This is a genomic window from Micromonospora gifhornensis (genome assembly GCF_016863515.1).
GTDB lineage: Bacteria > Actinomycetota > Actinomycetes > Mycobacteriales > Micromonosporaceae > Micromonospora > Micromonospora gifhornensis.
In genome coordinates this window covers 34,353-47,693 of sequence record NZ_BOPA01000007.1, presented here as the reverse complement: position 1 = coordinate 47,693, position 13,341 = coordinate 34,353, and the positions used below count along the sequence as shown (strand labels likewise).

Annotated in this window: 12 protein-coding genes; 6 read left to right on the top strand and 6 right to left on the bottom strand. The window is 71.1% G+C overall.

Annotation, left to right across the window (positions count from 1 at the left end):
- Together Vgi01_RS03925 and Vgi01_RS03920 are read left to right on the top strand one after the other, a co-directional pair.
- Positions 1-602: 2-phospho-L-lactate transferase CofD family protein (locus tag Vgi01_RS03925; RefSeq protein ID WP_239088790.1), on the top strand; the 602-nt coding region annotated here is incomplete at its 5' end.
- Positions 599-1,687, top strand: a complete 1,089-nt coding sequence (locus Vgi01_RS03920) for a coenzyme F420-0:L-glutamate ligase (RefSeq protein ID WP_102660722.1) — start codon at positions 599-601, stop codon at positions 1,685-1,687. The genes Vgi01_RS03925 and Vgi01_RS03920, both read left to right, overlap by 4 nt.
- 61 nt (positions 1,688-1,748) lie before the next feature.
- On the opposite strand, the gene Vgi01_RS03915 is transcribed toward Vgi01_RS03920, so the two are convergent.
- On the bottom strand, positions 1,749-2,729 hold the full coding sequence (locus Vgi01_RS03915) for an ArsR/SmtB family transcription factor (protein WP_102660723.1): 981 nt from the start codon (positions 2,727-2,729) through the stop codon (positions 1,749-1,751).
- A 283-nt stretch (positions 2,730-3,012) separates the two neighbouring features.
- Here Vgi01_RS03915 and Vgi01_RS03910 point away from each other — a divergent pair, with 283 nt between their 5' ends.
- Positions 3,013-3,627, top strand: coding sequence for an NUDIX hydrolase (locus Vgi01_RS03910; protein WP_102660724.1), 615 nt, complete (start codon positions 3,013-3,015; stop codon positions 3,625-3,627).
- Here Vgi01_RS03910 and Vgi01_RS03905 read toward each other — a convergent pair.
- The gene (locus Vgi01_RS03905) at positions 3,596-4,687 is read right to left on the bottom strand and encodes a mannose-1-phosphate guanylyltransferase (protein ID WP_102660725.1); all 1,092 of its coding nucleotides are present in this window, start codon (positions 4,685-4,687) and stop codon (positions 3,596-3,598) included. The genes Vgi01_RS03910 and Vgi01_RS03905 overlap by 32 nt on opposite strands.
- 72 nt (positions 4,688-4,759) lie before the next feature.
- Entirely contained in the window at positions 4,760-5,905 is a 1,146-nt protein-coding gene (locus Vgi01_RS03900) for a glycosyltransferase family 4 protein (protein WP_013731677.1), read from the bottom strand.
- A gap of 152 nt (positions 5,906-6,057) precedes the next feature.
- On the opposite strand from Vgi01_RS03900, the gene Vgi01_RS03895 reads away from it, so the two are divergent.
- Positions 6,058-6,747 carry a TIGR03089 family protein gene (locus tag Vgi01_RS03895; RefSeq protein ID WP_204290146.1) on the top strand — a complete coding sequence of 230 codons (690 nt, stop codon included), beginning with the start codon at positions 6,058-6,060 and terminating at the stop codon, positions 6,745-6,747.
- A 245-nt stretch (positions 6,748-6,992) separates the two neighbouring features.
- Here the strand turns inward: Vgi01_RS03895 and Vgi01_RS03890 are convergent, their stop codons facing one another.
- Both Vgi01_RS03890 and Vgi01_RS03885 read right to left on the bottom strand, forming a co-directional pair.
- Positions 6,993-8,960 carry an acetoacetate--CoA ligase gene (locus Vgi01_RS03890; RefSeq protein WP_204290145.1) on the bottom strand — a complete coding sequence of 656 codons (1,968 nt, stop codon included), beginning with the start codon at positions 8,958-8,960 and terminating at the stop codon, positions 6,993-6,995.
- A gap of 154 nt (positions 8,961-9,114) precedes the next feature.
- Entirely contained in the window at positions 9,115-9,630 is a 516-nt protein-coding gene (locus Vgi01_RS03885; protein ID WP_102659654.1) for an acyl-CoA thioesterase, read from the bottom strand.
- Positions 9,631-9,653: 23 nt separating this feature from the next.
- Here Vgi01_RS03885 and Vgi01_RS03880 point away from each other — a divergent pair, with 23 nt between their 5' ends.
- Positions 9,654-10,313: a hypothetical protein gene (locus tag Vgi01_RS03880; RefSeq protein ID WP_102659655.1), complete on the top strand. Its 660-nt coding sequence runs from the start codon at positions 9,654-9,656 to the stop codon at positions 10,311-10,313.
- Positions 10,314-10,395: 82 nt separating this feature from the next.
- On the opposite strand, the gene Vgi01_RS03875 is transcribed toward Vgi01_RS03880, so the two are convergent.
- A complete protein-coding gene (locus tag Vgi01_RS03875; RefSeq protein ID WP_204290144.1) occupies positions 10,396-11,559 on the bottom strand; it encodes an acyl-CoA dehydrogenase family protein in 1,164 nt (387 codons plus the stop codon).
- Positions 11,560-11,803: 244 nt separating this feature from the next.
- Here Vgi01_RS03875 and Vgi01_RS03870 point away from each other — a divergent pair, with 244 nt between their 5' ends.
- Positions 11,804-13,231 (top strand): UDP-glucose dehydrogenase family protein, encoded by a 1,428-nt coding sequence (locus Vgi01_RS03870; RefSeq protein ID WP_102659657.1) that lies wholly within the window; start codon positions 11,804-11,806, stop codon positions 13,229-13,231.
- Positions 13,232-13,341: the final 110 nt, after the last annotated feature.

Below are 13,341 nucleotides of genomic sequence, written 5' to 3'. Positions count from 1 at the left end.
TCGTGAGCGCGAGGAGTGAGCTTGCGAGGAGTGAGCTTGCGAGGAGTGAGCTTGCGAGCCCCGCAGCCGCGAGCGACGCCGATGGTGTCGGGTTCGGCGGTACTCAGCAGGCGATCCACTTCCAGGAGTGGTGGGTGCGGCATCGGGCGCAGTTGCCGACTCACCGGTTCGTCTTCGTCGGGGCGGATGCGGCGAAGCCGGCTCCCGGCGTGACCGAGGCGATCGCCGAGGCGGACGTGGTGCTGATCGCGCCGAGCAATCCGGTGGTCAGCATCACCCCGATCCTGGCCGTGGCGGGTCTGCGGGACGCGGTGGCGAACGGGCCGGCGCCGGTGGTGGGTGTGTCGCCGATCATCGGTGGCGCGCCGGTGCGGGGCATGGCGGACCGGTGCCTGGCGGTGGTCGGTGTGGAGTGCAGCGCGGCCGGTGTCGGCCAGTTGTACGGCGCGCGGTCGGCCGGTGGCCTGCTCGACGGCTGGCTGGTGGCGGAGGAGGATGCGCAGGCGCTGGTACCGCAGGTGTCTGTGCGTGCGGCACCGTTGCGGATGACCGACGAGGCGGCGACGGTGGCGATGGTCCGCGCCGCGGTGGGGATGGCATGAAACTGGAGATCCTGCCGGTGCCCGGCATCGGCCACGTGACTGAGGGCGACGACCTGGCCGCACTGATCGCGACGGCTGCGCCCTGGCTGCGCGACGGCGACGTGCTCGTGGTGACCAGCAAGATCGTGTCCAAGGCGGAGGGCCGGTTGGTGGACGTACCGGCCGACGGCCCGGAACGGCAGGCCGCTCGGGACGAGATTCTCGCCGCCGAGACCGCCCGGGTGGTGGCCACCCGGGGTGCGACCCGGATCGTGCAGACCCGGCACGGCTTCGTGATGGCCTCGGCCGGCATCGACGCCTCAAACGTCGACAAGACGCGGCTGGTCCTGCTTCCCGAGGACCCGGACGCCTCGGCCCGCGCGCTGCGTGCCGGCCTGCGCGACCGGTACGGCGTGGAGGTGGCCGTCATCATCAGCGACACCATGGGGCGGCCCTGGCGCAACGGGCTGACCGACGTGGCTCTCGGCGTGGCCGGGATGAGCGCCATCCGCGATCACCGGGGTGAGGTCGACCCCTACGGCAACGAGTTGGTGCTGACGCAGATGGCGGTGGCCGACGAGTTGGCCGGGGCCGGCGAACTGATCAAGGGCAAGTGCGACCAGATGCCGGTGGCGGTGATCCGCGGCTACCTGAACGCGACGCCGCCCGATGACGGCGAGGGAGCCCGGGCCCTGGTCCGGGACGCCTCGATGGACCTGTTCGCACTCGGTACCGCCGAGGCGACGGCTGCCGGGCTGGCCGCTGCCGCCACCATCGCCGACCGCCCCGGTGACACCGCCCCCGATCCGGTGGCGGTGGATCGGGCGATCGCCGCGGTGGCCGACGTGGTCACCCCCGGTACGGTCTTCACCCAGGTCACCGACAGCGACGTACGCAGTGGTCTGGTCGCCACCGTGGCCGGTTGGCCGGCCGAGGCGACCGCCCTGGTGCTCTGTTCCCCACCCACTCCGGTCGGCCCGGTGCAACTGGTCCGTTTCGGTGCCGACGTGCAGCGCCTGCGCACCGCCCTCGCGGCGCACGGCGTCCCCTCCCAACTCCTCCCACCGCCCGCCCACACCACAGCCGTCGCCGCCCTGGCCCTCTGATCCACGAGGTCGACCGCACGTGGTCGATCGTCGCGAGGCGCAGTCCCGCCGCCGAACGTGGTCAGGTGTTCAGGATGGCGCGGCCCAGGGGGGTGAGGGTGTGCAGGACGGTGTTGCGGTCGCGGTGACTGACCAGCAGACCGGCATTGCGCAGGACGGTGGTGTGCTGGCTGACGGCGGCCGGTGAGATGTACAGCCGGCGAGCCAGTTCACCGGTGCTGCAGCCTTCGTCACTGGCGGCGAGCACCGCCGCGCGGGTCCGTCCGAGCAGTGCGGCCAACGCCGCGTTGGCTTTCTCCGGCTTGCCCGACGCCAGGCCACCCAGCCGGTCCACCGGGTAGACAAGCACCGGCGGCAGTTCCGGATCGAGCAACGCGACAGGCGTGTCCGCGCAGAAGAACGACGGCACCAGCAGCAGGCCGCGTCCTTCCAGGTGCAACTCGCGGCTGTTCGGATAACCGGGGATTTCGAGGATGCCCGAGTCCCACCGCACTCCCGGCCGCAGACCGGTCAGCAGCCCTTTGACGCCACCGTCGAGCAGGGTCCGCGCCCGCCGGGCCCGGTCGGCCTCCACCGCCGCCTGGACGTGCGTCCAGTACGGCCCAAGGGCCAACTCACGGTAGCGGCCCATCGCGGTCGTCAGCTGTTCCAGGGCACCCGGCTCGCCCCGCGCCAGCGCGCCGGCGTCGGCGGGCAGGCTTCGGGTGTTGGCCACCAGGGTGAGGTCGCGGTGCAGCAGCGACACCGGGGTACGCCGGACGGCCTCCATCCCCGCCTCGAACCCGTCCACGCTCTCGTACGGGGTGAGGAAGTCCGGAAAATATCCGCGTGGCGGATTCAGCGCCAGCAACAGCCGCAGGCCGTCGACGTTCTCCTCGCGGTACAGATCACGCAGGACGTCGCGACGCCACCCGGACAGCAACGGGTCGCCGGTACGTTTGGGCAGCAGGTGCAGACTCAGCACCGCTTCCCAGACCGGATTCGCCGCCGGAGCCACCCTGGTCCGGAGGATGTCCTCGCCGGAGAAGTGGATCTTCAGCATGGAGTGTCTCCCCATCGCCTGGTTAGGGACGCCTGGCGACCTGCCGAACTTTACCTGGAGCGTGTCCGACAAGGGATGTTAAGGCTGGGCTAAAAGACCTCGACGCGCTCCGATCGAGTACGCCATAGTTCCCCATGTCGCACGGGTGCGGCGTTCCTCGGACGTGCCGCAGGCACGACCGAGGTGGGGGAAGGGTTGAACGGGCGGCGCCAGACGAGGGTCTGCGGCGGATATATTCCGCAGGGGTGCCGCCCGTTCGCCAACCCCGTGAAGGAAGGGCTCGATGTCAACGCCTCCAGTACTGGCCGGGCCCTCGCTACAGCACGATGACAGCTGGGCGGCGTTGCACGCCGACGCCCTGGCGGTGCTCACCGACTGGGAGCCGACCTCCGCGGAGGCCGCGACGGCCCGCGATCGTACGCTCGACCTGCTGGCGGTCGGCACGATCGCGATGAGCCGGACGCACCGGGCCGGTCATGTCACCGCGAGCGCCCTGGTCTTCGACTCGACCGGCACCGAGGTGCTGCTCTGCCTGCACGGCAAGCTGAGCATGTGGGTGCAGCTCGGCGGGCACTGCGAGCCGGGCGACCGGACCCTGGCCGGGGTCGCGTTGCGCGAGGCCACCGAGGAGTCCGGCATCGACGGCCTGTGGATGGACCCGCTGCCGATCGACGTGGACGTGCACTCGGTCGCCTGCCAGGGCGGATCACTGCACTACGACGTACGTTTCGCCATTTTCGCCCCGCCGGCGGCGGTGGCGCAGGTCAGCGCGGAGTCCGAGGCCCTCGGCTGGTTCCCGCCGGACCAGCTGCCACATCCGCTGGCCGGCGGGACGGCCCGGCTGGTCGCACCGGGCCGGGCCGCGTTCAGACGAGCTTGTCCTCGCCCCGCTCCTTGAGTTCGTCCACGATCGCCTTGACGTCCTGGGCGCGGTCACGCGGGCAGACCAGCAGCGCGTCGGAGGTGTCGACCACGATCAGGTCGCGCACCCCGACGGTGGCCACCAGCCGGCCGGACTGCGGCACCACCACCATGCCGCTGCTGTCGCGCAGCAGCACCTCGGCCTTGTCGTCCATCCCGAGCACCACGTTGCCGTCGGCGTCGGCCGGCAGCACCTCGCCGAGGGTGTGGAAGTCGCCCACGTCGTTCCACCGGAAGTCACCCGGTACGGTCGCCACCCGGCCCGCGCTGGCCGCGCCCTCCATCACCGCGTAGTCGACGGAGATCTTCGGCAACGTGGGCCAGACCGCGCCGAGGACGTCGTCCTGCTCGTCGCTGCCCCAGGCCGCCGCGATGCTTGTCACCCCGGCGTGCAGGGCGGGCTGCTGACGGGCCAGTTCGGCGAGGAACGCCGACACCCGCCAGACGAACATGCCGGCGTTCCACAGGTAACGGCCCGAACGGACGTACGCCTCGGCCACCTCGGCGTTCGGCTTCTCCTTGAACTCGGTGACCGGCCGCATCGGACCGTCCCCGACCGGGTCGCCGGTCTGCAGGTAGCCGTAACCGGTCTCCGGCCGGGTCGGCGTGATCCCGACGGTCATCAACAGCCCCTGCTCGGCGCCTCGGATCGCCGCCTGCACGGTCTGCACCCAGCTCTGCGGGTCACCGATCAGGTGGTCGGCGGCGAACGAGCCCATGACCGCGTCCGGATCCCGTACGGCGATCACCGCCGCGGCCAGCGCGATGGCCGCGCAGGAGTCCCGGGGTGAGGGCTCGACCAGGATGTTCTCCTCCGGTAGCCCGGTCAGCTGGCGGGCCACGGCCGCGGCGTGGGCCGCGCCGGTGACCACCATGGTCTGCTCCGGTGTGGTCAGCGGCGCCGCCCGCTGCACCGTCGCCTGGAGCAGCGAAGCGGACGTACCGGTGAACGGATGGAGAAACTTGGGATGGCCGGCCCGGGACAGCGGCCACAACCTTGTGCCACTGCCACCCGCCGGAATGACGACATAGATCACCAGGACATCATGCCCGAACCGCCCGGAGTGGGCCTCCGGGTTGGCGACCGAGTGGGCCTCGGGTTGGCGACCTCAGGGCCGGGCCCGGGACCAGGCGGCGATGTGCACCTCGGCGCTGGACTCCCAGGTGAACTCCTTCGCCCGGTCGAAGCCGGCCTTGGCCAGCGACAGGCGACGGGGCTCGTCGTCGAGCAGGGCCGCCAGGTCGGTGGCGATCTGATCCGGGTCCTCGCTGGTGTACGCCACCGCGTCGCCCCCGACCTCGGGCAACGACAGCCGGGGCGTGGTGAGCACCGGGGCGGCGCACGCCATCGCCTCCAGGATCGGCAACCCGAAACCCTCGCCGTACGACGGGTAAGCGGCCACCAGGGCACCGCCGAGGAAGCCGGGCAGGTCGGCGTAGCGCAGGTAGCCGGGACGCAGCAGCCGCAGGTGCGACGGCACCTCCGCCACCGCGCGGTCGATGTCGTCGTCGTGCCCCTGACCCCCGGCGACCACCAGGGCCGGCGGGTCCTGCCGGTCGGCCACCGCCCGAGCCCAGCCCCGGATCAGGTTCGGTACGTTCTTGCGCGGCTCCTTGGCACCGAGGAACGCGACGTAACTGCTGCTGCCGAGGCCGAGCCGGGCACGCACCCGAGCCTTCTCCTCGTCGCCGGGGGCGTGGAAGGCGGAGGGATCGACGCCGTGGTACGCCACGTCGATGCGGGTCGGGTCGGCGTCCAGCAGCCGGATCAACTCGTCCCGGGTGGCCTTGCTGGGCACGATCACCCGGTCGGCGCGGCGCAGCGAGGTCTTGATCGCACTCCGGAAGAACGTCCGGCGGGACTTGTCGTAGTGCTCCGGCTCGGTGAAGAAGGTCGCGTCGTGCACGGTGACGGTGACCGGACAACCAGCCCGCAACGGACAGGTGTAGAAGGGCGCGTGCAGCACCTCCGCGCCGACCTGCTGGGCCAGCAGGGGCAGGCCGGTCTGCTCCCAGGCGAGTCGGGCGGGGCGGTGCGCGACAGCGGCCGGAGCAGGGACGATCTCCGCGCCGGGCAGCATCCTGCGATAGCGCTCCAGGTCGGTGCGGAGACTGACGACGACCAGATCCACCGCCGACCCGCACACCTTGCCGAGGGCGCCGAGCAGGCCATCGACGTATCTACCGACGCCGCCACGGTCGGCGGGGACACTCGTGGCGTCGATGAGCACGCGGGGCGGGCGGCCGGCGGTCACGGGGCGACTCCTTGCGATGGCGGGACTGTGGGGAACAACACTTTCGGGCAAGCCTACGCCGGAGCCGGGTACGGACGCTGACTGCGACCCGACCGTACGCCGACTTGTCGTTGCCATCGAGTACGGCCGCCGGCCGCGTATCGTTCGCGTCGATGGCCGACAACATTGCCCGGGTGTTCGCCGACGCGATCGCGACCGACCCGAACCGACCCCTGCTGACCTGGTACGACGACGCCACCGGCGAGCGCACCGAGCTTTCCGGCGCGACGCTGGCGAACTGGGTGGCCAAGACGGCCAACCTGCTCACCGACGAGCTGGCGCTGGGACCGGGTGGCACCGCCGCCGTACTGCTTCCGCCGCACTGGCAGACCGCCGCCGTACTCCTGGGTTGCTGGGCGGCCGGGCTGACCGTGGCCGAGCAGCCGGGTGACGTGGACGTGCTCTTCGCCGCCGCGGACCGGGTCGCCGAGGCGGACACCTGGTCGGCCGACGAGCAGTACGCCCTTGCGCTGCACCCCTTCGCGCTGCCGCTGCGGGAGGTACCGGCCGGCTTCGCCGACTACGTCACCGAGGTACGGGTGCACGGCGACCACTTCGGCGCGTACCCGCCCGGCGGCCCGACGCACACCGCGCTCATCGACAAGGCGAGAGCACGCGCCACCGAGTTGGGCATCTCCCCGGCCGACCGGGTGCTGATCGACGTGGACCGCCACCCGGACCCCCTCGACTGGCTACTGGCCCCCCTGACCGCCAACGCCACACTGGTCCTCTGCGCCCACCCCGACCCCGCCCTCCTCCCCACCCGCCAATCCACCGAACACACCACCCACACCCTCCCCTAACCCCCACCCCCTCCACGCCCACGCCCCCGCCCTCGCCACGCCACGCCACGCACGCCCGCACCCGCGCCCGCTCCCCGCCCTCGCGATCTTGCAGTTTCGGTCGCCGATATGCCCTTTGCGCGACTTATGCCGCGACCAAAAGTGCAAGATCGCGGGGGCGAGGCCGTGGCGCGGGAGGCAGGAGCGAGGGGCGGAGGGCGGGATGGAGTGCGGGGGCGGGATGAGGGCGAAGGGGCGGGGGTGGGTTAGGGGGTGCGGTGGTGGGCGAGGGTGGCGAAGGCGGTGAGGGACTCGGGGTTGGCCAGGGCGCCCTTGGCGGCGGCCTGGTCCACGGGAGTGCCGGTGAGGATCTTCTTGACCGGGACTTCGAGCTTCTTCGCCGACAGGGTGCGGGGGACGGCGCGTACCTGGTGGATCTCGTCGGGCACGTGCCGGGGTGACAGGGCGGTACGCAGCTCCCGGCAGATCTTCCTGCGCAACTCGTCGTCGAGGGTCAGGCCGTCGGCGAGCACCACGAACAGCAGGAGCTCACCCGCGCCGCCCTCGTCGTCCTCCAGGTGCACCACCACCGAGTCGACGACCTCGTCCAGTGCCTCCACCACCGAGTAGAACTCGGCGGTGCCCAGCCGTACGCCGCCCCGGTTGAGGGTGGCGTCGGAGCGGCCGGTGATCACACAACCGCCGCGCGAGTTGACGGTGATCCAGTCGCCGTGCCGCCAGACGCCCGGGTAGACGTCGAAGTACGCCTCCCGGTAGCGGACCCCGTCCGGGTCGTTCCAGAAGCCCACCGGCATGCTCGGCATCGGCTCGGTGATCACCAGCTCGCCGAGTTCACCGAGGACCGGGGTGCCGTCGGCGGAGCGGGCCTCGACCTTGGCGCCCAGCGCGCGGCAGGTGATCTCACCGGCGTACACCGGCAGCAGCGGCACGCCGCCGACGAACCCGGTGCACACGTCGGTGCCGCCGGACAGGGACTGGAGTTGCAGGTCACTGCCGACGGTGTCGTACACCCAGGTGAAGCCCTCGGCGGGCAGCGGCGCACCTGTGGAACCGACCCCGCGCAGCGCGGACAGGTCGGCGATCTCGCGCGGCACCAGGCCCGCTTTGCGGCAGGCCAGCAGGAACGGCGCGGAGGTGCCGAAGTAGGTGGTGCCGGACTCCTGCGCGAGCCGCCACAGCGCGCCCAGGTCAGGGTGGCCCGGGTTGCCGTCGAACAGCACGATCGCCGCACCCACGGCCGGGGCGGAGACCAGGAAGTTCCACATCATCCAGCCGGTGGTGGTGAACCAGAAGAACCGGTCGGCCGGGCCCAGGTCGTGATGCAGGGCCAGCATCTTCAGGTGCTCCAGCAGAATGCCGCCGTGGCCGTGCACGATCGGCTTGGGCAGGCCGGTGGTGCCGGAGGAGTAGAGCACGTAGAGCGGATGGTCGAACGGCACCGGCGTGAAGGTCAACGGCTCGTCGGTCGCCGTCGCTAGCTCGGCCCAGGACAACGCGCCGTCCGGCGCGGGTGCCGCCGGGTCGAGGTAGGAGATGCCGACGGTGTGCCGCAGCGACGGCAGCGCGGCCCGGATCGCGGCCACCTCCGCCGAGCGGTCGACCGGCTTGTCGCCGTAGCGGTAGCCGTCCACCGCGACAAGCACCTTCGGCTCGATCTGCTGCCAGCGGTCGGTGACGCTGCGGGTGCCGAACTCCGGCGCGCAGGAGGAGAAGATCGCGCCGAGGCTCGCGGTGGCGAGCATCAGCACGTACGTCTCGGGGATGTTCGGCGCGTACGCGGCCACCCGGTCGCCGGTGGTGACGCCGAGGCGGCGCAGCCCGGCGGCCACCCGCCGGACCTGGTCGCGTAGCTGCGCGGCGGTCAGCACCTCGGGCTCGCGGGTCTGCCCGTACGCGAGCACCACCGGGTCGTCGTCGGCCCGACCGGGCATCCGCAGCACGTTCTGCGCGTAGTTGAGGGTGGCGTCGGGGAACCAGCGCGTACCCGGCATGTCGCGCCCGGACAGGGTGGCGGTCGGCGGGGTGTGCGCGATCACCTCGAAGTGGTCCCAGATGGAGCGCCAGAAGGCGTCCAGATCGGTGACCGACCACTGCCACAGCGCGTCGTAGTCGGCGAACTCCAACCCCCGGTGCTCGGCCAGCCAGCGCAGGTAAGCCCCGATCCGCGACCGCTGGAGCACGTCCGCCGGCGGCGTCCACAGCACGTCAGTCACTGCTCACTCCTCCCCTGGCCCGGCACGACGCTGTGCGGTGGGCCGTGGCGCCATCTTGCCCTACCCCGAAGCGCCATTCTCCGCAGCCGAACCCCGCGGGCGCATGTGCCCGGCCCACACGAGCGGACCCGGTTCGGTGGGTGCGGGCGAGGAGTCAGCCCGCCCGGTGGGCCTGGATGGCACGGCGGCGGGCCAGTCGGTGCGCCCGGCGGATCTCCGCCTCCCGCCAGCGCCGTTCGTCCTCAGGGGTCTCCGGCAGCACCGGTCGCACCGGCCGTGGCGCGCCGTCGACCTCGACGCCGACGAAGACGAGGTACGCGGTGGCCACCCGTACCGGCTCCTGCTCGGCCGAGTCCCAACGCTCGGCCATCACCCGTACGCCGATCTCCATCGAGGTCTGCCCGGTCCAGTTCACCTGGGCGTACGCGTGCACCAGGTCACCCACCCGGACCGCCTCGGAGAAGACGATCTCGTCGATGGCGGCGGTGACAGCCGTACCGCCGCTGTGCCGGGCCGCCGCCGCGCCGGCCACGTCGTCGACGAATTTCATGAGCACGCCGCCGTGCACGGTTCCGTAGAGGTTCACGTCGATCGCGGTCATGATCCGACTGAGCGTGACGCGGGAGTACGACGTGGGTTTACCTGGCATGGCGGAGAGGTGCTCGGTCATGTCGAAAACGGTACGGTGCGCGGATGCGACATCTGTGGAGCTTCCTCGCCGGTCTGGTGGTGGCGCCGGTCACCTGGGTGTTGGTCACTCTCGGGCAGGACGGGTCGGCCGGCACGGTGAACCGGTGGGTGGAGATCGGCACCTCGAACACGGCCAATCTCATCGAGCCGGCCGTCTACCTCGCGGTCGGCGGCATCGTGCTGGGCCTGCTCGGCACACTGCGCATCTCACCGCTCGGCCCGCTGGTGGCCGGGCTGCTGCTTGTCACTCCGTACATCGGGATGTTCGTCACGCCGTTCGGGGTGCGCGACCGCATCCCGGCGGACCGGGAGTTCCTCGGTGATCCGCTGCCGCTGCGTCTGCCGGTGGAGAACGGCACCCTGTTCCTGATCGGCATGCTGCTGCTGGTGGCGACGTTCAGCGGCCAACGCTGGCGCCGCTGGCCACAGCCGGTCGCCGCACCGATGCCGGCCTCGACCGCACCGCCGGCTCAGGCCGCAGCTCCGGAGCAGACCCTCACCGACTGGTCGCCGGTCGAGTCGAACGAGCAGGACACCGCCCCACTCACCCTCGGCTACCCGGACCCGACCCCGACCGAGCCGCTGCCCCGCCGTACCGGCCACACCTCGCCCTGGTCGGCCCCACCCGGCAACCTTCCCCGCCACGACGACACCCCCCGCTGACCCGGCTGATGAGGTTGGCGGCGATCCGGAGATCCATCCGCCGCCAACCTCATGATCAGCAGGGGCCGGGGTGGGCCCGGGTTCAGTCCTTGAGGAGCTGGCGGGCCATGACGATGCGCTGGACCTGGTTGGTGCCCTCGTAGATCTGGGTGATCTTGGCGTCGCGCATCATCCGCTCCACCGGGTAGTCCCGGGTGTAGCCGTAGCCGCCGAGCAGTTGCACCGCGTCGGTGGTGATCTCCATAGCGGCGTCCGAGGCGAAACACTTGGCCGCCGCACCGAAGTAGGTCAGGTCGGCGTCGCCGCGCTCGGAGCGGCCGGCGGCGGCGTACGTGAGCTGCCGGGCGGCCTCCAGCTTCATGCCCATGTCGGCGAGCATGAACTGCACACCCTGGAACTCCGCGACCGCCTTGCCGAACTGCTTGCGTTCGGCGACGTACCCCTTGGCGTAGTCGAGCGCGCCCTGGGCGATGCCGACGGCCTGGGCGGCGATGGTGACCCGGGTGTGGTCCAGGGTCTGCATCGCGGTGGCGAAACCGGTGCCCTCGGCACCGATCATCCGGTCCGCCGGGATCCGCACGTTGTCCAGGTAGACCTCACGGGTCGGGGAGCCCTTGATGCCGAGCTTCTTCTCGGGTGCGCCGAAGCTCACTCCGGGGTCGGACTTCTCGACCACGAAGGCGGAGATGCCCCGCGACCGGGCAGCGGGGTCGGTGACCGCGAAGACGGTGTAGAACTCCGAGACACCGGCGTTGGTGATCCACCGCTTCACGCCGTTGAGCACCCAGTGATCACCATCACGTACCGCGCGGGTGGTCATCGAGGCCGCGTCGCTGCCGGCTTCCGGCTCGGACAGGCAGTACGAGAACATCGCCTCGCCGGACGCGACCGGGGGCAGGTACCGGCGCTTCAACTCCTCCGAACCGGCCAGCAGCAGCGGCATGGTGCCCAGCTTGTTCACCGCCGGAATGAGCGAGGACGAGGCGCAGGCCCGCGCCACCTCCTCGATCACGATGGCGGTGGCCAGCGCGTCCGCCCCGGCGCCGCCGTACTCTTCGGGGATGTGCGGGGCGTGGAAGTCAGCGGCGCGCAGCGCGTCGTACGACGCCTTCGGAAATTCACCGGTCTCGTCCGCCTCAGCAGCGTGTGGCGCAACTTTCGCCACACAGACCTCGCGAACCGCCTCCCGGATTGCTTCATGTTCCTCGGGCAACCGATATGCGTCGAACGACCGTTCTGCGGCCATGCCGGCCCCTCCCCTTCACGGCTATCATGAGCAGTCTGTAGCGTCACGTGGACGCCCCCCGCGCAGACTGAAGGATAGCGACCACAGTTCAGCCGATGTTACCGGCGCGTAGGCTTGGCCATCACGGTGTACGCCGCCGCTCGGCGATGACAGAACCACAACAAACAACCCCTCCGGCGCCGGCCCGGCGCCGCTGCGGAACGCGACGCGATTGCGCGCCGCCAGTGCGAGCGGAGAGACAGGCGTGACCATCCCGTACCCGAACACCCAGCCGATGCCCGTCATCGCCGCGGTGACACCCCCCTCGGGTTCCTCCCGTCCTCGGGTGACCTTCCTCGGCACCGGTTACCTCGGCGCGACGTACGCCATCTGCTACGCAGAACTCGGCTACGAGGTGCTCGGCTACGACGTCGACCCGGACAAGATCGCCAAGCTGAACGCCGGTGAGGTGCCGATCCACGAGCCCGGCCTCGACGAACTGCTGCGGCGCAACCTCGCCGCCGGTCGGCTGCGGTTCAGCACCGACATCGCCGAGACCGCCGACTTCGGTGACGTGCACTTCATCTGCGTGGGCACCCCCCAGCGCGCCGACGGCATGGGCGCCGACCTGTCGTACGTCGAGGCGTCGGTGACCAGCCTGGCCCAGCACCTGACCCGCAAAGCGTTGATCGTCGGCAAGTCCACAGTCCCGGTCGGCACCGCCGACTGGGTCGAGCAGCTGGTCAGCAAGCACTCCCCCGCCGACCTCGGGGTCGAGGTGGCCTGGAGCCCCGAGTTCCTCCAGGAGGGCTTCGCCGTCGACGACGTGCTGCGACCGAACCGGATCGTGGTCGGCGTCAAGAGCGAGTGGGCCAACGGCATGCTCTACGCGGCGCACAAGGGCGTGTTCGACCTGGCCGCCACCGAGGACCGCGAGGTGCCCCTGGTGGTCACCGACTTCGCCACCGCCGAGCTGGTCAAGGTCGCCGCGAACGCCTTCCTGGCCACCAAGATCTCCTTCATCAACGCGATGGCCGAGGTCTGCGAGGTCGCCGGCGGCGACGTCACCCAACTGGCCCGGGCCATCGGGTACGACCCCCGCATCGGCAACCGGTTCCTCCAGGCCGGTCTCGGCTTCGGCGGCGCCTGCCTGCCCAAGGACATCCGCGCCTTCCAGGCCCGCGCCCAGGAACTCGGCGCCGGTGAGGCGCTGCGCTTCCTGCACGAGGTCGACCTGATCAACCTGCGTCGCCGTACCCGCGTACTCCACCTCGCCGCCGAGCTGCTCGACCGCCGCTACGGGCCCGCGGGCCCCGACCTGTCCGGCACCCGCATCGCCGTGTTGGGCGCGACCTTCAAACCCAACACCGACGACGTACGCGACGCGCCGGCCCTCGCCGTCGCCGCGCTGCTGCGCAAGGCCGGCGCGGACGTGCACGTCTACGACCCGCAGGGCATCGACAACGCCCGCCGGGCGGTACCGGAGCTGACCTACGAGCCGGGCATGGCCGAGGCGGTGACCGGTGCCGACCTGGTCTGCGTGCTCACCGAATGGGCCGACTTCCGCAACGCCGACCCGACCGTCCTCGGTGAGCTGGTCGGCGGGCGGCGGGTGATCGACGCCCGCAACTGCCTCGACTCGACGCTGTGGACGCAGGCGGGGTGGGAGTACCGGGGGTTGGGTCGTCCCTGACCTGACTTCCACGGCCACCGTCGTCGTGCCCTGGTCAGGGATGCGGGGTGGACAGCTGTGGGGGTGACCCGCCGACAAGTGTCGAATTCCGGGGCCGCATTGGGCATGCT

Excerpts from the sequence above, each read along its gene's own strand:
- Vgi01_RS03915 (WP_102660723.1), bottom strand. The coding sequence starts at position 2,729 with ATGCTGAAGATCCACTTCTCCGGCGAGGACATCCTCCGGACCAGGGTG.
- Vgi01_RS03885 (WP_102659654.1), bottom strand. The coding sequence starts at position 9,630 with ATGACCGAGCACCTCTCCGCCATGCCAGGTAAACCCACGTCGTACTCC.
- Vgi01_RS03910 (WP_102660724.1), top strand. The coding sequence starts at position 3,013 with ATGTCAACGCCTCCAGTACTGGCCGGGCCCTCGCTACAGCACGATGAC.
- Vgi01_RS03895 (WP_204290146.1), top strand. The coding sequence starts at position 6,058 with ATGGCCGACAACATTGCCCGGGTGTTCGCCGACGCGATCGCGACCGAC.
- Vgi01_RS03880 (WP_102659655.1), top strand. The coding sequence starts at position 9,654 with ATGCGACATCTGTGGAGCTTCCTCGCCGGTCTGGTGGTGGCGCCGGTC.
- Vgi01_RS03920 (WP_102660722.1), top strand. The coding sequence starts at position 599 with ATGAAACTGGAGATCCTGCCGGTGCCCGGCATCGGCCACGTGACTGAG.
- Vgi01_RS03875 (WP_204290144.1), bottom strand. The coding sequence starts at position 11,559 with ATGGCCGCAGAACGGTCGTTCGACGCATATCGGTTGCCCGAGGAACAT.